This is a genomic window from Streptomyces sp. NPDC053426 (genome assembly GCF_055585405.1).
Map to the genome: position 1 here is coordinate 1 of NZ_JBVJKE010000001.1, position 23,286 is coordinate 23,286.

Below are 23,286 nucleotides of genomic sequence, written 5' to 3' on the forward strand. Positions count from 1 at the left end.
AGCGCAGGTCCTCGGAGACCTCGGCTCTGCTGAAGTAGCGGCGGCTGCGCACCAGCGCCTCCGCCAGTTCGCCGTCCATGCCCGCCTGGGGCCGTACTGCACCGGTCTCCGTGCTCACCGCGCCACTCCGCTCCGGGCAGCACCGCCCGTTCGAATCGTGATCGGTTATGGCCGCTGACGACTCTACGACTGCCGAGCCCCGCGGAGTCAACAGCCACACCACGAACAACGAGCGACATCGTAAAGATCGCCTGCGCGACAGGTCTGTTACCCCGGATCAACGTGGCCATGCCAACGTCTGCAAGGCCTGTGCCCCCGCTCGCGATGAGCGGGGGCACAGGCCTCCGGGAGCCCGGCCCTACAGGGCGGACGCCTCTTTCAGCCGGTCGGCCGGGACAGGGTGCCGCCCGCCTCGGCTCGCGCGGCCGCGACCGCTTCCCACTGCTCGGTCCCCAGCATCGCGAGCGCAGCCGGGAACACACCGTCCTGTTCCTTGAGGATGTGGTCGCGCAGCACCGCCATCGCCTCCATCAGCCGGCCCGGCCAGGTCGGGTCGGAGGGTGTCGTGCTGTCGGCGGCCTCGGCCAGCACCGACTCGATCCGGCGGTGCTCGGCCTCCAGGGCGGCGATCTGGTCGGGGAAGTCGCCGGTCAGAGCGGGGAACAGGCCGTGCTCCTCCACCTGGGTATGCGGGCCAAGCACCCTCGCTATCTCGCGGGCGACCTGCGCCAGCCGGGGCACATCCCCGTCGCCGTGAGCGGAGCGGAGGTGGCTGATCAGGCGGACGACCTCGTCATGCTCGCGGGTCAGCTCATCGATCGTCTCCAGGGACTGGCAGCCGCAGTACTCGCACACCGGTCTTCTCCTTGCCCTTCCTTGTGCCTGTTCCTGGTCGGTGGGTTCCGTTGACTCGCTGTCACACAGCGATCCGGACGGTGCGCGGCTTGCGGTCGCCGCCTTGGGTCGCAGCGCGAACACCGGTGAGGGTGTAGGCCAGCGTGGCAACAGCCACGACCGCGAGCAGGGCGAGGCCGGCCGCGTACGTGCCGTACTCGCCATACAGCACGCCCATGACCAGCGGCGGCAGGAAGCCGCCGAGCCCGCCCGCGGCGCCGACCACGCCGGTGACCGCGCCGACCTTGTTCGCCGGGGCCAGCAGTGCCACGAGGGCGAAGGTCGCCCCGCTGCCCGCTCCGAGAGCGGCAGCCATCGCCAGGAACGCGATGGTGCCCACCGGTGCCAGAGTCGGGGTGAACGCCTGCACGACCGCTCCGGCCACCACCACGGTCAGCGAGCCGGCCAGCACCCGCACAGGGCCCATACGGTCCGACAGCCAGCCGCCCACCGGGCGCATCGCCACCGCCAGCAGCACGAACCCGGCCATCCGGTTGGCGGCATCGGCCTGGGTGAGGCCGTAGCCGGTCTTGAGGTAGGTGGGCAGGTACACGGAGAAGGCGACGTAGCCGCCGAAGGCGACCGCGTACAACGCGGACGCCTGCCAGGTGATGGGCAGCCGGGCAGTGGCAGCCAGTCGACGGGCCAGCGGCTCGGTCGGCACGGTACGACCGGGGGCGTCCCTCAGCAGCAGCGCCGCGGCCACGGCGTACGCGGCCAGGCATCCGGCGGTGATCAGGAACGGGGTCGCCATGCCGTTCGCGTCGACCAGCTTCACCGTGGTCAGTGCACTGATCGCGGTACCGCCCATGCCGGCACCGAAGACACCGATGGCGAGTCCCCGCCGCTCGGGCGGGAACCATGCGCTGACCAGCGGCACGCCGACGGCGAACGCGGTGCCGCCGATACCCAGGAAGAAGCCGCCGACCAGCAGGGCGGCGAGGGAGGAGTGTCCGGCCAGCCCCAGGTAGAGCACCGGCACGATGGTGGCCGCCGACACGACCGGGAACATCACCCGCCCGCCGAAACGGTCGGTCAGCGCCCCGACCGGGATACGACCCAGGGAACCGACCACGACCGGCACCGCCACCAGCAGGGACTGCTCGAACGAGGAGAGATCGAGAGCGTCCTTGAACCGGGGACCCAGCGGGCTGAGCAGCGCCCACGCCCAGAAGTTCACGGCGAAACCGACCGTGGCCAGCGCCAGCATCAGCCACGCCCGACCAGGCGTGGCAGTCCTCGAAGGTGAACTGCTCCGCTCCGACTTCAACGGCTGGACCATGTCGTCCGTCCCTTTCGTCTGTGGTGGTACCGCGCCACCGGGATCGAACGCCGGCAGCAGGCCCCTTGCCTGCCGTGCGGCGTCCTGTCACCACCCTCCCCGTGGGGACTCCCCGCGGGCATGGACCATGAGTCCCTGCCGTCGGACGGACGGTCCCCCTGATCGGGCCCGGTCGTCCCTCTCCGCACGGCCCGCTGTACCGCGTTGCCCGAGCGACCCTCGCGAAACCAAGGCCGCGACGGCGGTCTGCGTCCGGCGAGCGAGTGGGGCCGGTCGGCCCTATCCCGTCGCTGCGGCCGCGAAGAGGATGGATGGATGTCCAAGAACGACGCGTTTCGCGCACTCGACCGACAGGAGTGCCTGCGCCTGCTCGCCAAGGTGCCGGTCGGCCGCGTGGTCTACACCCGGCAGGCGCTACCCGCGGTGCTGCCCATCAGCTTCTCCCTGGACACGGACGCCTCCGTCCTTCTGCGCACCTCACCGCACTCCGAGCTGGTGCGCACCATCGGCGGCGTCGTCGTCGCTTTCGAGGCGGACGAGTTCGACGTGGCGTCCCGGTCCGGCTGGAGCGTGATCGTCACCGGGACGGCCACGGTGGTGACTGATTCCGCTGAAGAGGAACGGCTGTCGGAGACCGGCCCCGCCCCCTGGATGCCCCTGCAGGACTCGGTGATCGTACGGATCGAGGCGGAGCTGGTCACCGGACGCGAACTCAGGCGAGCCTGCAGCACGGGATAAGGACTGCCGCAGCGAGCCCTCGGCCTCCTGGTTCCTGCCGCCCCGACCGTACACAGCTCACGGTAGGAAGTCAGTACGTCAGGCAGGATCTGCCGCCGCGCGGGGCGCGCGGCGGCCGTCGGAACCGTAACGGTGCAGGAGTGCCGGTGAACGGTATCCGGCTCGCGTGCCGTCGTGCGACGACCTCGTAGAGACCGGGGTCCGACGGCCGGCCGTACCGAGTGGGATCAGCCGCACCTCCCGTCGCCGGTCCAGGTGGACGGCGGCGAGCCGAAGGCTGAAGATCGTCGCCCCACGGACAGATACGGGTGCGGTGCACCGGATCGGCCGGCGGCAGGGTCCGCTCCGGCGCCGCGTGGACCTCCAGCACCCGGCTGCCAGGGTCGAAGCGGAAGCGCCAGGGCTGTGTGCTGTGTATCGACGGGGCCGCGACGGCGACTGTCACGAGTACTTCGGCAGTGGCTGCGTCCAGAGAGGCCCGGGGCGCGCATGATGCCACCTCCTTCCTCGTCCTTCATCGGCGTGGCCGCTGGTCAGGTGGCCGGCAGGGCGGTGGCGAGCAGGACCACGCCGAGGGAGCCGACGAGGGACACCACCGCCAGGGCACGAGCGAGTTCGGTACGGCCCTTGGCGTGGGCGATGCCATGTCCCGCCGCGGCCAGCATGACCACGACGAACAGGGCGAGTTTGGTCGCCAGGGTGCGGCCGTAACCGGGTTCGGTGAGGGAGGCCCAGGTGACGCCCTTGTGCCAGGCCATGGCCCAGCCGGTGGCCAACTGCACGGGCAGGAACACCGTACCGGTCAGCATCCCGAACCGGCGGCCCGCCGCCGCGGTGAAGCGATCCTTGGCCTCCGGTTGGAGCAGGTGACGGGCCAGCGGCAGAACGACGAGGGAGAGGGCCAGCTGGCCGCCCACCCACAGGGCCGCGCCGGCCACGTGCGCGAAGCGCACGAGGGACCACCAGCCGACCGTGTCCATCAGTCGCTCACCTCCACCATGCCGTGCGCTCCGGCCTCGGCATGGCGCATGTCGTGATCGACGAACGCGTAGTGGCCGGCCTCCGGGAACGTCGTCTCGACGAAACCGCCCTGCGCCGCGACCAGGTCCAGCACCTGTGCGCCGCCCGCCTGATCCGGTTTGAGCAGGTAGGCGCCCTCCTTGTACACGGTGTCGAAGACCGTGCCCACGATGTGGAAGGCGATGCCGTCGCTCGGCCCTGCGGCGACCACCCAGAAACGGGCTCGCTCGCCGGCCTTCAGCTTCAGGGGCCGCTTGGCGTACTGATTCGCGATCCCGTTGAAGGCCCAGGCATCCGGCGTGTTCTGACGCATCTTCTCCACCTGCGCCGTGCTGCCCGGCGTGCCGAGATAGAGCTGCGAGGAGACCAGGACGTACTCGTGGTCGACCTTCGCCAGTCCCGGCGGGTCGATGACGACCGCGCCGTACATGCCGTTGCCGATGTGCTGGAGCATCGGTGAGGTACTGCAGTGGTACAGCCACGCCCCGGCCTTCTCGGCGCGGAAGCGGTACACCAGGCGCTCACCGGACTGAATGGTGCGCATGGGGCGGTCGGGGGCCAGGGATCCGGCGTGGAAGTCGATGCCGTGGCCCATGCCCTCGTCGTCGTTGACGAGAGTGATCTCGAAGACGTCGCCGACCTTTCCGCGCAGAGTGGGCCCCGGTGCCGTGCCGCCGAAGGTCCACATCTGCTGCTTCACGCCCGGAGCGACCTCCACGGTCGTGTGGGCGGCGCGAAGTTCGGTCTTGTGGACCGTTCCGCCAGGTGCGGGGGCCAGGTCGGCGTCACGGGCCTGCCAGCCGGTGGAGAAGTCGGCGGCGAGGTCTAGGCCGTTGCGGTCGGTGGCGTTGCCTTCGGTGGCGGCCGAGGTGTGTCCTTCGTGTCCGCTGTGGTCGGTTGCCGAGCCGTCCTTCACGACGATGTCCATCGTCATCCCTGCCGCCCGGTGGCCCGGCAGGGTGCACCATGCCTCGCGGCTCCCGGTGACCGGGCCGAGGTCGAGGACGCGGGTGTCGCCCTTGGAGAGCATCGGGGTGGCGGGGCCGTCCTCGACCTTGAGGTCATGGCGCTGGGCATCGGTGTTGGTGACCTTCAGACGCAGCGTGGTGCCCGCCGCGACCTCGATGCGGGCCGGGCGGATGCGCATGTCGTCCAGGGTGACGGCGACGGTGCGTGTGGTGCCGGTACCCGCGCCCGTCGCGCCGGCGGCGGCGGTCCCGCCTCCGGTGTCACCGCCGCTGTTGGCCACGAGCACGGCCAGCACGGTCACGACGACGCCCGCTGCCGTGCCCCACGCGGCCGGGCGCCGTGACACCGCGGCGCTGTCCGGGGTCTTGAGCGGGCCCCGCCCGCTGCGGACGAGTACGGGCACCGCCAGAGCGAGGAACACGATCCCGGCCGCCACGGCCAGCAGCGTGCCGGCCGTCGCGGCCGGGCCGGGCAACGGGAGTGCCGCCAGGGACACACCGGTGTTGAGCACCACCAGCCTCGGCAGCCAGCCCCGTTCGAGCAACGCCCGTACGGTCGCGCGGTCCTTCGGTCCGGTGCTGAGGACGACCGGCAGCAGGTGGGTGAGCGCGCCGATCAGGATCTGGGCGACGAAGCCGACGAGCAGCACCGGGAGCAGGGCGTCGATCCCGCTCTGTGCCGCCGCGAGCGGCCGGGTGGCCAGCAGTGCGAGATCCGTGGCGACCGCGACCAGCAGCCAGCAGGTGGCTGCGGCGAGCATCCAGGCAGCCGCCGCGGAGACGGGCCGGTTGCCGCGTACGGTACGGACGAACAGGTCGACGGCGAGGGCTGCTCCCCCCGCGTAGAGGGCGAGGCCCGCCGCGGCCGGCCAACGCCACCCGAGTGCCAGAGCGGCGACGGCGACCAGCAGTCCGCTGCCGGTGAGCCACAGCACCCACCGGGACAGCTTCGTGGTGCGGTCCCTCATCCGTACGCCGAGCACGGTCGGCCACAGCATGAACAGCGTGCCCAGTACGGGCAGTCCGATCCAGCCGAGGAGAGTGACGTGCAGGTGGGCCAGCCGCAGCCCTGCGTACCGGTCGGGCCCGCCGGCACCGCCGGTGGTCAGCAGCCAGCCCAGGACGGCACCGGCGATCAGGGCCGCCGTGGCGGCCCGGTAGTAGGAGACGACCGGCTTGAGCCGTCCGCCGAGCGCGCCCCGGCCGAGACGGACCAGCGTCACGAGGTGCGCGGTGGCCGCGGCCACCAGCAGCGCGGCGGAGAGGGCGGTCAGTGCGGGAGTCGCGCTCCACACACCGATGAGCAGCCCGGCCACGGCGATGTTGGCCGTCGCGAGACGGGCGGTGCTCAGGCGCTCGTCGGGGATCTTCGCGTGCAGCAGGGCGACGGCGAAGTGCTCGCTCCAGATCAGGATGGCGGTGGTGACGGCGCCGAGCAGGAACATGTGGACAGCCAGCCATCGGGCCACCGGCAGTGTGTTCTGCGCCGCGACCGCCGTCATGGCCAGTGCGAGCCACCCCACCACCAAGATGTGTGCACGCAGGTGGCGGGCCTTGACCTCGGATGCCCCGAATACGCTCGGGTACCTGCCGGGTCCGCTGGCGATGCTGGTCATGCTGCTCCTTGCTGATCGATCGAGCGCTCGCGCCCGTGGCTCCGAGACGCGTCCTGCCGACGGACCGGCCCCTCCTCCGCGTCGCGAGGACCGGCGAGCAGGGCGGCCAGTTCCCGGGATCGGGGGAAGGAGCCGGGAACATAGCCGCACCAGGGCTCCTCGGCGTACGGGTCGCCGGTGGCGGCGAGGACCTGGCGTTGCAGGGCGACACGGCGGAAGCGGTGGGCCTCGGTGGTCTTGGCGGGGACGGCCGGGCCGACGTCGTGGACGAAGTTGAGAACGTCCTCCACCTCGCCCGTGGTGAGTGCGCCCAGGGTGCGGCCGCGGCCCGTCGGCACGAGGAAGAAGGCGCTCCACAGCATCGCCCCGTGCTCGGCGACCAGGCGGACGATGCCGGGCAGGTCGTGCGGGTTGTGCCGGGCGACCGTGGTGTTGACCCGGACCTTCATGTCCAGGGCCCGCGCCGTGTCCCAGGCGTCCAGGGTCCAGCGGAACACTCCGGGCACGCCGCGGAATGTGTCGTGGATGGCAGCGGTGGACCCGTCGAGGCCGAGTGAGAGGCCGACGGCGCCGGCTGCATGCAGCTCCCGCAGCCGTTCGGCGGTGAGGGCAGGGGTTCCCGACGGGGAGACTGCCACGCGGACACCGGCCTCACGACCGTACGCGACGAGTTCGTTGGGATCGGGGCGCTGGAAGGGGTCCCCGCCGGTGATCACGAACAGCGGAGCAGGCTGCCCGAACGCAGCCACCTGGTGCAGCAGGTCCTTCGCCGCGGTGGTGTCCGGCTCGCGGGGGTTCCGGCCGGGCACAGCCTCGGCGCGGCAGTGCGGACAGGCCGGCGGGCAGGCGCGGGTGGACTCCCGGATGACGATGAAGGGCCGCTCCCCCGCGTCGTGCCGCCGGCGGCGGATGGCCTGGGCAGCGGCGTTCATCGTGCGGCTCTCCCCAGCGCCCTGAGGCTGTGCCCGGCCACCCGGGAGTCAGGGCAGACGAGGCGGGCGACCGGACGGTGACCGGACCGGACCGTGCGCGTCACCGTCCGCGTGCGACAGCGGTGGCATCGGCCTCGAGGATGGTGGTCTGCGTGGTCGTGCACCGGGATACCTCCGGTTCGGTCGCCGTCGGCGTCCACCGGCGGCGGTGGTCGGCGCGGGGGTCGATGGTCTCCTCCGGCAGGGCCGACGGTCCCTGTGACGCCGCCGTGCCGGATGGTCAGGAGCGGGTCGTCGAGTGGGTGGCAAGAGCGTCCGCGGTGGCCACGAGTGCGGCCCCGAGGCCGGTCAGCGCGGCTCCCAGGCCCGTGACCAGGGTCGTGAGGTGCCATGCCTGGTAGGCGGACATCAGCGAGGCGCGCAGGGACTGGCCCATGAACGCGGTCTGGCGCAGCTTGGCGAGCTTCTCGTCGCCGCCGGCCGCGTGCAGCTCACCGGTGATCTCGGCATAGGTGCGGCCACCGGTGGCCAGGGCGAGATTGCCCTTGATGAACTCGGCGTAGGCGTGCGCGTCGGGGCCGGTCTCCACACTCCGGCCGGCGTAGGAGGCGAGCGCGGCGGGCAGCCCGTGCTCGGGGAAGGTGATCTTCTGGGCGGCCAGCTCGTTTCGGATCTCCTTCCTGCCGCTGCGGCCGCGCAGCATCATGACCGGTCCGGCGACCGCGAGGGCGGTGCCGACCGTTGCGAGGAGGGTGCTGGCCCTGCGGTGTGATCCGTCCATCACGTGGTGTCCTTCGTCGGTGGTGGGAGCGGGCTTCGGGTCAGCGGTGGCTGAGGCGCAGCCGCCAGGTCTCGGGGCCGCGTTCCAGGTACTCCACGGCGAAGCGCCCCGGGCTGCGCTGTTCGATCTGCGCGAGCAGCGGCAGCGGGTCGTGCGGGGCGATCAGCACCATCGCGCTGCCCGCGGGGACGGCGTCCAGGGCGCCGAAGACGGTGGCGTGGCGCAGGGCGTGCGGGACCTCCCGCACGTCCAGTTCGGGTTCGGCAGTCTCCTCCGCGCCGCCGCAGCCGCAGACTCCGCCGCAGCCACCGGTCTCCATGGTCTGCCCGTCTCGCATGTCTTGTCCTTCCTCACTGTTGTGGTCACTGCTGTCTTCCGTGTCCTGTGCGAGCCGTCGGTGCATGTCCGCGAGCAGTGCGGCCAGGGACACGTCCGGCGACATGGCGAGCAACGGCAGTACCAGGCCGTTCTCCTTGGCCACGTGTTCTTCGAAGAGCACCTGCACGGCCCGGGCGTCCGCCGCCGCGTCGGCCGGGCGGGGTGCGGCGCGCAGGGTGTCCACCAGCGCGGCGAGGCAGCGGTGTTCACCGATGAGACTCTCGATCAGCAGGCGGACCTCGGGCATGCCGTGGGCGGCGGGATAGAGCGTGGCTTCCACGGCGGCGGCGTGCGGCAGCAGGGCACGGTCACAGAAGGACACCAGCCCGGCGTGGATCCTGTCCGCGGCACTCGGGTCGCGGTTCACGGCCTCGAGCAGCATCGCCACCCGTGCGGCCAGCTCCCCGGCCAGGCGGGCGCGGTGCGCCTCGGCGCCTCTCAGGGCTTCGGCGTCCTCGGGGGTCGAGGCGAGGGTGAGCACGCTCATGGCGGTGTCTCCAGCAGGTCACGGCCGGCTCGACCGGCCGGTGCGGATGTGCAGGGCCTCCGGGGCGTCGGCACACCGGGGAGGGGTGAGACTGCGCCCGGCCGCGAGAGGCGGCCAGACGCACGACCGAACGGGGCGCCACGCGCCGTACGCACTGCACCCGTGGCAGCCGGTGTGACGGGGGAATGAGTCTCCCGGCCGAGACGGAATGCGATCGGTCGTACGGGTTGGGCATCTGCGGTTCGATTACTGCCCAGCTTGCAACCTCGGCCACATCCGGCCCCCCTGCCGACCGGACCCACCACCGGGACCATCGGGCCCTATTGCGGCCGGCCGGATGGGGCCGGTGGGTCGACCGGCCGGGACCGCCGGCCCCAGGTGCACCAAGCTGCACGCCACCTAGCGTTCCTGACCATGGAGAACGATCAGAAAGCACGAGGTCAGGCGCCGTCCGAAGGCTCCGGCTGGCCGCTGGCCGCGCGCAGACTGCTGAACCGCCGTGAGGTCTCGTCCGACGGGCGCGCGGTGTTCGGTGAGGGCGACCCGAAGTGGGAGGGGTTCTACCGGGACCGCTGGTCCCACGACAAGGTGGTGCGCTCCACCCATGGCGTCAACTGCACCGGTTCCTGTTCCTGGATGGTGTACGTCAAGGACGGCATCATCACCTGGGAGCACCAGGCCACCGACTACCCGTCGATCGGCACCGACTGCCCCGAGTACGAGCCGCGCGGCTGCCCGCGCGGGGCGTCGTTCTCCTGGTACACGTATTCGCCCAGCCGGGTCCGCTACCCGTATGTGCGCGGTGCGCTGCTGAAGCTGTGGCGCGAGGCCCGCAAGCGGCTCGGTGACCCGGTGGCGGCCTGGGCCGAGATCACGTCCGACCCGGCGAAGGCGCGAGCGTACAAGCGGGCGCGCGGCAAGGGCGGCCTGGTGCGGGCCGACTGGGACGAGGTGAGCGAGCTGGTCGCCGCCGCCCAGGTGCACACCGTCAAGGAGTACGGCCCCGACCGTGTCGCCGGTTTCTCGCCCATCCCGGCGATGTCGATGGCGTCGTTCGCGGCCGGTGCGCGGTTCCACTCGCTGATCGGCGGCACCCTGCTGTCGTTCTACGATTGGTACGCGGACCTGCCGGTCGCCTCCCCGCAGGTCTTCGGCGACCAGACGGACGTGCCGGAGGCGGCGGACTGGTGGAACGCCGGCTACCTCATCATGTGGGGTTCCAACATCCCGGTCACCCGCACGCCCGACGCGCACTTCCTCACCGAGTCCCGCTACAACGGCACCAAGGTCGTCGCGGTCAGCCCCGACTACGCCGACAACGTCAAGCACGCCGACGAGTGGATGTCCCCGCACCCCGGTACGGACGGGGCGCTGGCGATGGCCATGGGGCACGTGATTCTGCGCGAGTTCCTGGTCGACCGTGAAGTTCCCTACTTCCAGGACTACCTGCGCAAGTTCACCGACGCGCCGTTCCTGATCACTCTGCGCGAGCACGCGGACGGCGGTCTCGTCCCGGACGGGTTCCTGACCGCGGCCGACCTCGGTCACGAGGAGGAGAACGCCGGCGCCAAGACCGTCCTGATCGACGCGGCCACGGGCGAGCCGGTCGTGCCGAACGGCTCGCTCGGCTTCCGCTGGGCCAAGGGCGAGCAGGGCCGCTGGAACCTCGACCTGGGCGACGCCGTCCCTGAACTGAGTCTGCTGGAGCGGGCCGAGGAGAAGGTCGAGGTCGCGCTGCCCCGCTTCGACGAGGGCGCCACCGAGGGCGGTACGACCATGGTCCGCGGGGTGCCGGTCCGCACCGTCGGCGGGCGCCGGGTCACCACCGTCTTCGACCTGATGCTCGCCCAGTACGGGGTGCGGCGGCCGGGTCTGCCGGGCAGCTGGCCGTCGTCGTACGAGGACGCGAGCGAGCCGTACACGCCCGCCTGGCAGGAAACGGTCACCTCGGTGCCGGCGCAGCAGGCGACCCGGATCGCACGGGAGTTCGCCCGCAACGCCGAGCGCACGAACGGCCGTTCCATGATCGCGCTGGGCGCGGGCACGAACCACTGGTTCCACTCCGACACCATCTACCGGGCGTTCCTGGCGCTGACCACCATGACCGGCTGCCAGGGTGTCAACGGCGGCGGCTGGGCGCACTACGTCGGCCAGGAGAAGGTCCGCCCGGTCACCGGGCAGCAGCATCTTTCGTTCGCCTTCGACTGGCAGCGGCCGACCCGGCACATGGCGGGCACCTCGTACTGGTACCTCAACTCCGACCAGTGGCGGTACGAGGCGTTCGGCCCCGAGGAGCTGGCTTCCCCGCTCGGGGAGGGGCGGTTCGCGGGCAAGGGGTTCGCCGACTGCCTGGCGCAGGCCGTGCGGCTGGGCTGGACACCCGGTCACCCCGGCTTCAACCGCAATCCCCTCGACCTGACCGACGAAGCAGCCGCCGCGGGGCGGCCGGTCGCCGAGCACATCGTGGACGAACTGAAGTCGGGGCGGCTGCGGTTCGCCGTCGAGGACCCCGACGACCCGGCCAACTTCCCGCGCGTGCTGACCGTGTGGCGGGCGAACCTGCTGGGTTCCTCCGGCAAGGGCAACGAGTACTTCCTGCGCCATCTGCTGGGCACGGACGCGGACGTCCGCTCCGAGCAGACCCCGCCGGAAGGACGCCCGCGGGAGGTGGTCTGGCACGACGAGGCGCCCGAGGGCAAGCTCGACCTGCTGGTCACCATGGACTTCCGGATGACCTCCACCGGTCTGCTCTCCGACGTCGTCCTGCCGGCCGCGACCTGGTACGAGAAGGACGACCTGTCCAGCACGGACATGCACCCCTTCGTGCACGCCTTCACCCCGGCCATCGCCCCGCCCTGGCAGGCCCGTACCGACTACGACACCTTCCTCACCATCGCCGACCGGTTCAGCGAACTGGCCGCCGGGCACCTGGGGACGCGCACCGACGTCCTGGCGGTGCCGCTGACGCACGACACCCCCGACGAACTCGCCCAGCCCGGCGGGGTGGTGCGGGACTGGAGGGCCGGCGAGTGCGAGCCGGTTCCCGGGCGCACCATGCCCAAGCTGGTGGTCGTCGAGCGGGACTACGCGGCCGTCGCGCAGAAGATGCGCGCCATAGGCCCGCTCCTTGACACCCTGGGCACCACCACCAAGGGCGTCACCGTCCACCCCGACCGGGAGATCGAGGACCTGCGCCGGCGCTGCGGGACCGTCCGCGACGGTGTGGCCGCCGGCCGGCCGTCGCTGGCCACCGCCTCCGACATGTGCGAGGCGATCCTGGCCCTGTCCGGCACCACCAACGGCCGGCTGGCCACCGAGGGCTTCCGCGAGCTGGAGCGGCAGACCGGCAGCGAGGGCCTGGTGGAACTCGCCGCCGAACGCGAGGCGGAGCGGATCACCTTCGCCGACACCCGCACCCAGCCGCGCTCGGTGATGACCTCCTACGAGTGGTCGGGCTCGGAGACCGGCGGGCGCCGCTACTCCCCGTTCGTCATCAACACCGAGCACAAGAAGCCCTGGCACACCCTCACCGGCCGCCAGCACTTCTTCGTCCAGCACGACTGGATGACCGAACTCGGCGAACAACTACCGGTCTACCGCCCACCGTTGAACACACCTCGGCACTACGGCGATGAACACCTGGGCGAGGACGGCCGCGCGGAAGTCACGGTCCGCTATCTGACCCCGCACTCGAAGTGGTCCATCCACTCCAACTACCAGGACAACAAGTACATGCTCGACCTGTCCCGCGGCGGCCCGGTCATCTGGATGTCGCTGGAGGACGCCGAGAAGATCGGCGTCAAGGACAACGAGTGGATCGAGGCGTACAACCGCAACGGTGTCGTCGCCTGCCGGGCCGTGGTCACCCACCGGATGCCCGAAGGGACCGTGTACATGTACCACGCCCAGGACCGCAACATCAACGTGCCGAAGACGGAGATCAGCGGCAAGCGCGGCGGCATGCACAACTCGCTGACCCGCCTGCTGCTCAAGCCCACGCATCTCGCCGGCGGCTACGCGCAGTTCACCTACGCCTTCAACTACTACGGCCCGACCGGCAACCAGCGTGACGAGGTCACCGTCATCCGTCGCCGCAGCCAGCAAGTGGAGTACTGATCATGAGGGTCATGGCCCAGATCGCGATGGTGATGAACCTCGACAAGTGCATCGGGTGCCACACCTGCTCGGTCACCTGCAAGCAGACGTGGACCAACCGCACCGGTGTCGAGTACGCCTGGTTCAACAACGTCGAGACCAAGCCCGGTGTCGGCTACCCCCGCCGCTACGAGGACCAGGAGCAGTGGAAGGGCGGCTGGACGCTCGACAAGCGCGGGCGCCTGGTCCTGCGCTCCGGCGGCCGGGTCAAGCGGCTGCTGTCGCTGTTCTCCAACCCCGACCTGCCGTCCCTGGAGGACTACTACGAGCCGGTCACCTACGACTACGACAGCCTCATCAGCGCCCCCGCCGGGCCCGACATGCCCGTCGCCCGGCCCCGCTCGGTCCTCACCGGCAGGCCCACCGAGATCACCTGGGGCGCCAACTGGGAGGACGGCCTCGGCGGCGCACCGGAGAACGCCGGTGCCGACCCCAACCTGTCGGGCGAGTGGGCCGAGAAGGTCAAGTTCGAGTTCGAGCAGACCTTCCTCTTCCACCTCCCCCGGCTGTGCGAGCACTGCCTCAACCCGGCCTGCGTGTCGGCCTGTCCGTCCGGCGCGATGTACAAGCGGGTGGAGGACGGCATCGTCCTGGTCGACCAGGACAAGTGCCGCGGCTGGCGGATGTGCGTGACGGCGTGCCCGTACAAGAAGGTGTACGTCAACCACGCCACCGGCAAGGCGGAGAAGTGCACGTTCTGCTTCCCGCGCATCGAGGCCGGGCAGCCCACCGTCTGCTCCGAGACCTGCGTCGGCCGGCTGCGCTACCTCGGTCTGCTGCTGTACGACGCCGACCGGGTCGGCGAGGCGGCGGCCACGCCCGACGAGAAGGACCTGCTGGACGCCCAGCGGAACGTGTTCCTGGACCCCTTCGACCCCGAAGTCGTCGCCGCCGCACGGGAGTCGGGCATCCCCGAGGACTGGCTGGACGCCGCCCGCCGCTCCCCGGTGCACGCCCTGGTGTCGAAGTACAAGGTGGCGCTGCCGCTGCACCCGGAGTACCGCACACTGCCGATGGTCTGGTACGTGCCGCCGCTCTCCCCCGTCCTGGACGCCGTCGACGCGGCCGGCGGCAACCAGGACGACCCCGACCACGTGTTCGCCGCCGTCACCCGGCTGCGCATCCCGCTGGAGTACCTGGCGGAGCTGTTCACCGCCGGGGACACCGACGTCGTCGGCGGGGTCCTGATGAAGCTCACCGCGCTGCGCTCGTACATGCGCGAGCGCACCCTCGGCGAGGAGGGCGACGAGGCCGTGGTCAAGGCCGTCGGCCTCACCGGACAGGAGGCCGAGGACCTGCACCGGCTGCTCGCCGTCGCCAAGTACGAGGACCGCTACGTCGTCCCCGCCGCGCACAAGGAGGACGCGGCGGCGCTGACCGCGATGGAGAACCGCTGCCCCGTCGAGACCGCCGACGAGCCGGGGGCCGGCGACGGCCGCCGCGTGATGCTCGGCATCCCCACCCTGCGCCGCCGCACCACCGACACCCCCGCCGGAGGCCACCCGTGAGCCCGCTGAAAGCCCTGCTTCGTCCCTCCGCACGGCGCTCCGCGACGATGACACCGGAGGAGATCGAGCAACGCGCCCTGCTGCTGCGGCTGTGCTCGCTGATGCTGCAGTACCCGGACGCCGAACTCGCCGACGCCAAACCAGTGTTGACGGCCACCGTCCAGGCGCTGCCGCCCTCGCCGGCGGCCGGGCATCTGGCCGAGTTCACCAACTGGTTCACCGGCCAGGAGTCGGAGGCGCTCGAGCGGCACTACGTCGAGATGTTCGACCTGCGCCGCAGGAGCAGCCTCTATCTCACCTACTACCTGCACGGCGACACCCGCCGCCGCGGCATGGCCCTGCTCACCTTGGCGCAACGCTTCAAGGCCACCGGCTGGGACACCGACGGCGGCGAACTCCCCGATCACCTCCCCGTCGTCCTGGAGTTCGCCGCCCTGGTCGGGCCCGGCGCGGGCGAGGCACCGCTGCGCCAGCACCGCCGGGGCCTGGAGCTGATCCACCACGCGCTGACCGATGCCGATTCTCCTTACCGGCACGTACTGGCCGCGCTGCTGACCCTGCTGCCACCGGCTACCGAGGCCGACCTCAAGGCAGTGGCCGAGCTTGCCGCACAGGGCCCGCCCAACGAGGACGTCGGCCTCGATCCCTACGGCGAGGGCGCATTCGCCCCGCCCGGCACCTTCACCCCGCCTCCGCCGGCACCGCCCACCCACGCTCCGCCCCTTGGGGAAGGCTCAGCATGAACGCCTCCGCATCCGACCTGCTCCTGTGGGTCGCCGTTCCCTACATCTGCCTCGCGGTGTTCGTCGTCGGGCACGTCTGGCGCTACCGCCAGGACCAGTTCGGCTGGACCTCCCGCACGACCCAGCTTCTCGAACACCGCTGGCTGCGCTGGGGCAGCCCCTTGTTCCATCTGGGTGCGTTCATGGTGATCGCAGGGCATGTCGTGGGGCTGGCGATTCCGGACTCGTGGACCGAGGCCGTAGGGATCAGCGAGCACACATACCACACCACGGCCGTCTGGGCGGGGTCGGTGGCGGGCGTCGCCATGGTGGCCGGTCTGGGCATGCTGTGCGCCCGCCGGCTGCTGAGCCGCCGGATCCGGCTCCGCACCGACCGCAGTGACAAGCTCCTGTTCCCGCTGCTGTCGGCCACCGTCCTGCTGGGTATCACCGCGACCGCCGCGCACAACGTCTTCGGCGCCGGGTACGACTACCGCTCCACCGTTTCCGTCTGGTTCCGCGGCCTGTTCGTTCTCCAGCCCCAGCCCGAGGCCGTCGCCGGGGCGCCGCTGCTGTTCCAGCTGCATGCGCTGAGCGCCTTTCTGCTCTTCGCGGCCTGGCCGTTCACCCGGCTCGTCCATGTGTGGAGCGCGCCGATCGGATACCTCGTACGCCCGTACCTGGTCTACCGACAGCGCGCCGCCGCGGGCGCGACCTCAAGGGCCACGGACCGGTCCGCGCCGGCCCCCTCCCGGCGAGTCTCATGAGCCGGGAGCCCGCGCTCGCGCCGGACGCCACGGCCGGCCGGCGGCGGCCCACGAGCGGTGCGAGCCGGCGTACGGGATGGGTGATGGTCCTCACCGGGGTCGTCGGCTGGTTCGCCTCGTTCCAACTCACTGTGGACGACTGGCGGCTGCTGCGCGATCCCGCCTACCAGCCCTCCTGCAACATCAGCCCCGTCGTGAGTTGCGGCAGCGTCATGTCCAGCCCGCAGGGCAGCCTGTTCGGTTTCCCCAACATGCTGCTCGGACTGGCGGCCTTCGCCACCGTGACCACGCTGGGCGTCGCCGTGCTCTCCGGGGCGCGCCTGCACCGGCGGCTGTGGCTCGCTCTCGATGCCGGGGCACTGGTGGGGGTGGTGTTCGTGCACTGGCTGATGTGGCAGTCGCTCTACGAGCTGAACACGATCTGCCCGTACTGCGCGGTCGTCTGGGTCGCCACCATCGCGCTGTTCTGGTACGTGAGCCTGTACTGCATGGAACAGGACTTCTTCCCGGTTCCCCGAAGCGTGCTGACGGTGGTCCAGGACACGCACTGGATGCTGCTCGCCGCCTGGTACGGGGTGATCACGATGCTGGTCCTGACCCGCTTCTGGACGTACTGGAGCAGTCTCCTCTGAGTGACCGGCGAGAAGCCGTTCACGTGACGTTGCGGACTTCCCGCACACCGGGGTGGCGTCGGCGCAGGTGACGTTCCAGGCGCTGGTGGAGTGTGATCCAGGCGGCGGGGCAGCCGTGGCAGGCGCCGCCGAGGCGGACGGTGACGACGCCATCGCGTACATCGACGAGTTCGATGCTGCCGCCGTGGGACCGCGCGAAGTCGCCCACCACCCCGGCAAGGACGTCCCCCGCCACGGCGTGCAGCAGCGTGTCGTCGTGACCGTGGTCGGTGGTGGCCGGAATCCAACCCGGGGGGTCGTCGAGAGCGGCGTGGAGTGCCGTGCGGACCCGAGCGCCTTCCCGAGGCCATGTGCGATCCGCGCCGAGGCAGGTGACGACCGCCACGGGTTCCAGCACGATCTGCGTGAGGGTCCCGTCCGCCAGCAGTGCGGCCAGCGGGGCCGGTACCTCGGCGAGTGGACCGGTGCCGGTCAGGATTCCGGCGGGGATGACCCAGCGCAGCCGTTCGGGCCGGCCGCGGACCTCCTCCGGGTGCATGGGGATCATCCGTCGGCTCACCCGCCCGCCAGTACGATGACTGTTCGGGTCAAGTAGGCCATCAGCCAGGCCAGGACGGTCAGGTAGGTGAAGGCGATCGCCGGCCATCGCCAGGTGCCGGTCTCACGGCGCAGGACCGCCACCGTGGCCATGCATTGCAGCGCGTACACGAAGTAGACCAGCAGAGCGGCGATGGTGGGTGCCGTGAACACCCGCTCGCCTGCCCTCGGCCCGTCCGGGTAGGTCATGGCCGACAGCGCCCGCGCCGGCTGTTCGGGGTCCTCGGCGGCGGCCACCTGCCCGAGGGTCGCCACGAACGTCTCCCGGGCGGCCTGGGCGGACAGCACACCGACGTTGATGCGCCAGTCGAAGCCCAGCGGTTCGAAGACGGGCGCGACCAGGCGGCCCACGTCAGCGGCGTAGCTGTGGTCCACGATGTAGGCGGACACGGCGACGGAGTCGGTGGTGTCGACGCCGGCCGCGCGCAGTTGCGCGTCCGTGTGCAGGGGCAGGTTCAGCAACAGCCACAGCACGACGCTGGCGGCGACGATGATCGTGGAGCACTTGCGAAGGAAGGCCCGTGCGGAGAACCACATCGCCGCCAGCACGGCGCGCGGGGTGGGCAGCCGGTAGGGCGGCAGTTCCATGAAGAACGGCACCGGCCGGCCGCGGCGGTCACCGAGCTTCTTGAACACCCAGGCGGCCAGCATGGCCGAGACGGCGCCGAGGATGTACAGGCCGAACATGATCAGGCCCTGCGCACCGAACGGGCCGACGCCGGCGGACGAGTCGACCAGCAGGCCGATGAGCAGCACATACACCGGGAGCCGCGCGGAGCAGGTCATCAGCGGGGCGGCCATCATCGTGGCCAGGCGGTCCTTGGCCGAAGGCAGCGTGCGCGTGGCCATGATGCCGGGGATCGCGCAGGCGAACGAGGAAAGCAGCGCCACGAAGGCCCTGCCCTCGAGGCCGAAACGGGCCATCACCCGGTCCATCAGGAAGGCGGCCCGGGCCAGATATCCCACCCCCTCCAAGAGGGCCAGGAGCAGGAACAGCAGCACGATCTGCGGGATGAACACCAGCACGCCGCCGACACCGCCGATGAGGGCATCCCCCAGCAGCCCGGACATCCATGGATTGCGAATGTGGGCGTCGACCTGGCCCGAGAGCCATGCGAAGACCGCCTCCACGCCGTCCTGCAACGGGGCAGCCAGGGTGAAGACGGTCTGGAAGAACAGCACCATCACCGCGAAGAACACCGCCGTCCCCGCCACCGGATGGAGCAGCACCGCATCAACGCGCCGGGTGATCCGGTGGTGTTCCGGCGGCCGGTAGCCGGCGTAGGCAAGGACTGACTCCGTCCAGGCGTCCCGCTCCCCTGGCTCGGTGGGCGGTGCCACGGCAGGGGACGGCCAGGTGCGCCATGAGGTGAGCTGCTCGAGGAGTCGGGCCATGCCCAGACCCCGGTGGCCGACCACGGGCAGCACCGGAACACCCAGCGCTCGAGCAAGCGAGTCGAGGTCCAATCGGCCCTGACGACGGGCTAGTTCGTCGGTGAAGGTCACCACCACACACGTCGGCAGTCCCCGTGCCAGGACCTGAGCCACGAGCCCCAGAGAGCGCCGCAGGGTGGTGGCGTCCGCCACCACCAGCAGCGCGTCGGGCCGGTCGGTGCCGTCGAGCCGCCCGTCCAGCACGTCGACAGTGATCTGCTCGTCCGGGCTGATCGGCTCCAGGCTGTAGGTCCCCGGCAGGTCCTCGACCACGAACCGGTGACGACCCGTCCGTACGGTCCCGGCAAACCGGGACACGGTCACTCCGGGGTAGTTGCCGGTCTTGGCGCGCAGGCCCGTAAGGCCGTTGAAAACACTGGTCTTGCCCGAGTTGGGTGCGCCGACCAGGGCGATCCGAGGTGCGTCGGTCAGGGTCGCATCCGCGCCGGGGGCGCCGTGGCAGTCTGCGTTCACCGCTCCGCCCCGGTCACGTGCACGCACTCGGCCTGCGCCCGGCGCAGGCACACCTCGTAGTCCCTGACCCGGTAGAGAACCGGATCACGCAGCGGTGCCCGGCGCACCACCTCGACCACCGCTCCGGGGGTGAAGCCGAGGTCGTGCAGTCGGCGGACGAGGGCGGGCTCCTGCACGGCGACGACCCTGAGCACCGATGTACGGGCACCGGGCGTCAGGTCCGCCAGTGAGCGCGGCGGGGCGTCGACGACGGTGGCCGCCAAGCCGTCGTCTGCTTCCTTGAACACGCCGTCCGGACCAGTCATGTATGTCTCCACCCCATCGCACCGGGCAATCCAGCCGGCAAGAGATCACCAGCAAGGTGAAGTTAGCCTTGCCTAACCAAGCAGAACTTGGGGCTTGCGGCCCACAAAAACGGGCCCCTCGGCCCCTCGGCCGGACCACACGGCCCTCAGCGGCGCGCCGGCTTGGACAGCACTCGGCATCACCGCCGATCGTGGCAGGAACGAGTCCGGCCGCCTGTGACGATGACACAGGCGGCCGGATGGTGACCGAGGCGGGGAGGATGCCGCTTCCAGCAGCGGCCTTTGGATAGGAGAACGCACAGCCGGCCGATGGAGGCGGTGGTCCGGGGCCTCCTCCCGTTCGATCACAGCAAGCAGCATCACCGTACGGCAGCTGGGTGCGCTGGGGCCGGACAGCCCTTCCGGCGGGGGCTGTTGGTCCCCGCCCGCGTCGGCCGAGGCAGACCGACCGGCCCACCCGCACCGGGCGCTTCGGACGGGGTGCCGGACCGGGGGCGGGCCGTAACGTCCACTCCCATGGACAACGGCACGAGTGCGGTGGCTTCGCAGGCCCACGACGAGAGGGACCGTCGGCTCGTCGCGTGGCAGGGACCGGCGCGATGTCGGTCCTCCGAGTCAGCGGTCGACTACGACGGCCGTCCAGTCACAGCCCACTGACCGTCTCCGCGCCCTGCCCACAGAAAGACGCACATGATCTTCGAAGACCTCCGGACGGCCTGCCGCAAGGACCCCGCTCTACACGGCGTCCACGTGGTCGAGGTCCTGCTGTATCCCGGTCTGTGGGCGATCTGGTCCCACCGGATCGCCCACCTCCTGTACCGGCTCGGTGTACCGCTGCTGCCCCGGCTGCTGTCCCAGTTCGCCCGTGCGCTGACCGGCATAGAGATCCATCCTGGTGCGGTGATCGGCCGCAGCGTCTTCATCGACCACGGCATGGGCGTAGTCATCGGCGAGACAGCCGTCGTGGGAGACGACGTGATGCTCTATCACCGCGTCACCCTGGGCGGCACCGGCTGGTGGACCGACCCGAAGGGCACCAAGCGGCACCCCACCATCGGCGATCGGGTCGTCCTCGGCGTCGGCGCCACCGTGCTCGGCCCGGTTCACGTCGGCCACGACACGATGATCGGCGCGCACGCCCTCGTCCTGCACGACGTACCGGCGCACTCCCGCGTCCACGCCGCACCCGCGACCGCCACCACTCGGCCGCACCGCACCTCACCGGCCACTCCCGCCGGGATCCTCACCCCCGCAGACGAGAAAGAAGCACAGCCATGACAGCAACGCGCCCGCCGATCTCGCCCTCCCCCACCCCCTCGATCATGCCCTCGATCACGGCGTTGATAGGCCGCACCCCGCTGATCGCGCTGCGCCGATACGACGCGGACCTGCCCGTGCGCCTGGTCGCCAAGCTGGAGTCCGCCAATCCGGGCGGCAGCGTCAAGGACCGTATCGCTCTCGCAATGATCGAGGAGGCCGAGACGAGCGGCACTCTCCGGCCCGGCACGCACATCGTCGAACCGACCAGCGGCAACACCGGCATCGGCCTGGCGATGGTGGCCGCCGCCAAGGGCTACCCGGTCACCTTCACCATGCCCGAGAGCATGAGCACCGAGCGGCGTGCCCTGCTGCGCGCGTACGGCGCCGAACTGGTCCTCACCCCGGCCGCCGGGGGCATGACCGGTGCGGTCGCCCGGGCCGCCGAACTGGCCGAACAGCACGGCTGGTTCATGCCGCAGCAGTTCCGCAACCCGGCCAACCCCGAGGCCCACCGCCGTACCACCGCCCAGGAGATCTGGCAGGACACCGCCGGGGCGGTCGACATCCTGGTGGCCGGCGTCGGCACCGGCGGCACCATCACTGGCGTCGGGCAGGTCCTCAAAGAGAAGAACCCGGACATCAAGGTGGTGGCCGTGGAACCGGCGGAGTCGGCCGTCCTGTCCGGCGGCTCGCCCGGCCCGCACCGCATCCAGGGCCTCGGCGCCGGTTTCGTCCCCGACGTCCTCGACACCGAGACCTACGACACCGTCTGCCGCGTCGCCCTGGCCCAGGCACGGGCAGCCGCCCGCCGGCTCGCCCGCACCGAAGGCATCCTCGCCGGAGTCTCCGGCGGAGCGGCCCTCCATGCGGCGACCGACCTCGCCCGCCACCCCCGGCACGAGGGTGCCTTGATCGTCGTCGTCCTGCCCGACACCGGTGAGCGCTACCTCAGTACGGACCTGTTCCACGACGAGTAGGCGCACCTACGGGCCCACTGGGCCCGCAATCGGGACGTTCGGCCCCCGCACCCCGCCACCACCGCAAGTTAGGTTCACCTAAGTGGTACCCGCTCAGGCAGAGAGGGAGGTACGAACATGGCATCGACCGACCATCCGGCCCCTCGCACGAACACCCCCGTCCCCGGCGAGGGACTGGACGCCGCGCATATGCCCGGCCATTGGCTGTTGGCCCGCCTGGGCAAGCGGGTGCTGCGCCCCGGCGGTGTGGAGCTGACCCAGTGGATGCTGGACACGTTGGACGTGGATCCGCAGGACCGGGTGGTGGAGCTGGCCGCAGGCCTCGGAGCCACCGCTCGGCTGACCCTGGCCCGCCGCCCGGCCGCATACACCGCCGTCGACCGCGACGCCGCCGCCGTAGCGGCCCTCAGCATCCTCGCCGCCCCCGGCCGGACCGGCGTGCGGGCCGTGCGGTCGGACGCCGCGGACACCAGGTTGCCGGACGGCGACGCCACCGTGGTGTACGGCGAGGCGATGCTGACCATGCAGCCGCATCCCGCCAAGCGGCGCGTCGTACGGGAGGCACGCCGCCTCCTCGACGATTCGACCGGCAGATACGCCATCCACGAACTGTGCCTTCTGCCCGACGATCTGGATCCCGCTCTCGCCGACCGGATCGCCACGGACCTGCAGAAGGCCATCCACGTAGGCGCCCGCCCCCTGACCCCTACCGGCTGGCGCGAACTCCTCACCGATGAGGGCTTCACCGTCACAGCCCACAGGACCGCACCGATGGCGCTGCTCGAACCGCGTCGGCTCGCCGCGGACGAAGGGCTGCTCCCGGCTCTGCGCATCGCCGGCCGGGCACTACTGGACCCGGCCGCACGACGCCGCGTACTGCACATGCGCCGCGTCTTCCACCGTCACCGTGCCCACCTGGGCGCCATCGGCCTGATCGCCGTCCCCACCCGGTCCCAGCCCTGAGGAGGCACCATCATGCACGCCACCGTGATCACCGACCTGGCCACCGGACTGACCGTGCCCGAGGACGGAACTCTCAGCCGGGTCCTGTACCGCGACGACCGCCTGCGCGTGGTCGGCTTCGCCTTCGCCGCCGGCCAGGAACTCACCGAGCACACCTCCGCCCTGCCCGTCGTCATCCAGGTCGTCCAGGGCCGTCTCGACCTCATCCTCGGCGAGGAGAAGACCGAGGCGAAGCCCGGCAGCTGGATCCACCTCCCCGCACGACTGCCGCACACCGTCCACGCCACCGAGCCCAGCGTCATGCTGCTGACCATGCTGCCCGCTCCGGCGCCCTCCACGTCCGGGACATCCTCCACCGCATGATCAGCGGGGCCGTGTGACGGGCGTCAGGTGTTC

The 23,286-nt window shown here is 71.1% G+C and carries 20 protein-coding genes; 10 read left to right on the forward strand and 10 right to left on the reverse strand.

The window, feature by feature from the left end; genetic code table 11:
• Positions 1–378: 378 nt before the first annotated feature.
• Positions 379–855, reverse strand: a complete 477-nt coding sequence (locus ACZ62B_RS00005; protein WP_469688910.1) for a hemerythrin domain-containing protein — start codon at positions 853–855, stop codon at positions 379–381.
• 61 nt (positions 856–916) lie between these two features.
• Entirely contained in the window at positions 917–2,104 is a 1,188-nt protein-coding gene (locus ACZ62B_RS00010) for an MFS transporter (protein ID WP_469688912.1), read from the reverse strand.
• 387 nt (positions 2,105–2,491) lie between these two features.
• On the opposite strand from ACZ62B_RS00010, the gene ACZ62B_RS00015 reads away from it, so the two are divergent.
• Positions 2,492–2,914, forward strand: coding sequence for a pyridoxamine 5'-phosphate oxidase family protein (locus ACZ62B_RS00015; RefSeq protein WP_469688914.1), 423 nt, complete (start codon positions 2,492–2,494; stop codon positions 2,912–2,914).
• Positions 2,915–3,447: 533 nt separating this feature from the next.
• On the opposite strand, the gene ACZ62B_RS00020 is transcribed toward ACZ62B_RS00015, so the two are convergent.
• The 5 genes from ACZ62B_RS00020 to ACZ62B_RS00040 all read right to left on the reverse strand — a co-directional run bounded on the left by ACZ62B_RS00020 (position 3,448) and on the right by ACZ62B_RS00040 (position 9,096).
• Positions 3,448–3,894 (reverse strand): hypothetical protein, encoded by a 447-nt coding sequence (locus ACZ62B_RS00020; protein ID WP_469688916.1) that lies wholly within the window; start codon positions 3,892–3,894, stop codon positions 3,448–3,450.
• Entirely contained in the window at positions 3,894–6,518 is a 2,625-nt protein-coding gene (locus tag ACZ62B_RS00025) for a multicopper oxidase domain-containing protein (RefSeq protein WP_469688918.1), read from the reverse strand. The genes ACZ62B_RS00020 and ACZ62B_RS00025 overlap by 1 nt, the downstream gene beginning before the upstream one ends.
• The gene (locus tag ACZ62B_RS00030; protein ID WP_468890882.1) at positions 6,515–7,450 is read right to left on the reverse strand and encodes a radical SAM protein; all 936 of its coding nucleotides are present in this window, start codon (positions 7,448–7,450) and stop codon (positions 6,515–6,517) included. The genes ACZ62B_RS00025 and ACZ62B_RS00030 overlap by 4 nt, the downstream gene beginning before the upstream one ends.
• A gap of 280 nt (positions 7,451–7,730) precedes the next feature.
• Complete coding sequence (locus ACZ62B_RS00035; RefSeq protein WP_344560245.1) at positions 7,731–8,231, reverse strand: hypothetical protein; 501 nt, start codon at positions 8,229–8,231, stop codon at positions 7,731–7,733.
• Positions 8,232–8,271: 40 nt separating this feature from the next.
• Positions 8,272–9,096, reverse strand: coding sequence for a DUF2249 domain-containing protein (locus ACZ62B_RS00040; RefSeq protein ID WP_344560244.1), 825 nt, complete (start codon positions 9,094–9,096; stop codon positions 8,272–8,274).
• Between the two features lie 414 nt (positions 9,097–9,510).
• Between ACZ62B_RS00040 and ACZ62B_RS00045 the strand changes: the two genes are divergently transcribed.
• The 5 genes from ACZ62B_RS00045 to ACZ62B_RS00065 are packed head-to-tail and all read left to right on the forward strand — an operon-like array spanning position 9,511 to position 16,880.
• On the forward strand, positions 9,511–13,212 hold the full coding sequence (locus ACZ62B_RS00045; protein ID WP_469688921.1) for a nitrate reductase subunit alpha: 3,702 nt from the start codon (positions 9,511–9,513) through the stop codon (positions 13,210–13,212).
• Between the two features lie 2 nt (positions 13,213–13,214).
• Complete coding sequence (gene narH, locus ACZ62B_RS00050) at positions 13,215–14,759, forward strand: nitrate reductase subunit beta (protein WP_469688923.1); 1,545 nt, start codon at positions 13,215–13,217, stop codon at positions 14,757–14,759.
• 47 nt (positions 14,760–14,806) lie between these two features.
• Entirely contained in the window at positions 14,807–15,502 is a 696-nt protein-coding gene (gene narJ / locus ACZ62B_RS00055; protein WP_469689211.1) for a nitrate reductase molybdenum cofactor assembly chaperone, read from the forward strand.
• Positions 15,499–16,248 (forward strand): respiratory nitrate reductase subunit gamma, encoded by a 750-nt coding sequence (narI, locus tag ACZ62B_RS00060; protein WP_469688925.1) that lies wholly within the window; start codon positions 15,499–15,501, stop codon positions 16,246–16,248. The genes narJ and narI overlap by 4 nt, the downstream gene beginning before the upstream one ends.
• The gene (locus ACZ62B_RS00065; RefSeq protein WP_468890902.1) at positions 16,245–16,880 is read left to right on the forward strand and encodes a vitamin K epoxide reductase family protein; all 636 of its coding nucleotides are present in this window, start codon (positions 16,245–16,247) and stop codon (positions 16,878–16,880) included. The genes narI and ACZ62B_RS00065 overlap by 4 nt, the downstream gene beginning before the upstream one ends.
• A 19-nt stretch (positions 16,881–16,899) precedes the next feature.
• On the opposite strand, the gene ACZ62B_RS00070 is transcribed toward ACZ62B_RS00065, so the two are convergent.
• Genes ACZ62B_RS00070 through ACZ62B_RS00080 form a run of 3 tightly spaced genes read right to left on the reverse strand, consistent with a single transcriptional unit; the run spans position 16,900 to position 19,690 of the window.
• Positions 16,900–17,427, reverse strand: a complete 528-nt coding sequence (locus tag ACZ62B_RS00070) for a NifU family protein (RefSeq protein ID WP_344562324.1) — start codon at positions 17,425–17,427, stop codon at positions 16,900–16,902.
• An 8-nt stretch (positions 17,428–17,435) separates the two neighbouring features.
• Positions 17,436–19,385, reverse strand: coding sequence for a ferrous iron transporter B (gene feoB, locus ACZ62B_RS00075; protein ID WP_344562322.1), 1,950 nt, complete (start codon positions 19,383–19,385; stop codon positions 17,436–17,438).
• Positions 19,382–19,690: a FeoA family protein gene (locus tag ACZ62B_RS00080; RefSeq protein WP_469688928.1), complete on the reverse strand. Its 309-nt coding sequence runs from the start codon at positions 19,688–19,690 to the stop codon at positions 19,382–19,384. The genes feoB and ACZ62B_RS00080 overlap by 4 nt, the downstream gene beginning before the upstream one ends.
• 690 nt (positions 19,691–20,380) lie before the next feature.
• Between ACZ62B_RS00080 and epsC the strand changes: the two genes are divergently transcribed.
• From epsC to ACZ62B_RS00100, 4 genes are all read left to right on the forward strand, one after another.
• On the forward strand, positions 20,381–20,968 hold the full coding sequence (epsC, locus tag ACZ62B_RS00085; RefSeq protein WP_469688930.1) for a serine O-acetyltransferase EpsC: 588 nt from the start codon (positions 20,381–20,383) through the stop codon (positions 20,966–20,968).
• A complete protein-coding gene (cysK, locus tag ACZ62B_RS00090) occupies positions 20,965–21,927 on the forward strand; it encodes a cysteine synthase A (protein ID WP_468890912.1) in 963 nt (320 codons plus the stop codon). Before epsC ends, cysK begins: the two co-directional genes overlap by 4 nt.
• 117 nt (positions 21,928–22,044) lie before the next feature.
• Entirely contained in the window at positions 22,045–22,890 is an 846-nt protein-coding gene (locus ACZ62B_RS00095; RefSeq protein WP_468890914.1) for a methyltransferase domain-containing protein, read from the forward strand.
• A 12-nt stretch (positions 22,891–22,902) separates the two neighbouring features.
• On the forward strand, positions 22,903–23,253 hold the full coding sequence (locus tag ACZ62B_RS00100) for a cupin domain-containing protein (protein WP_468890916.1): 351 nt from the start codon (positions 22,903–22,905) through the stop codon (positions 23,251–23,253).
• Positions 23,254–23,286 lie beyond the last annotated feature (33 nt).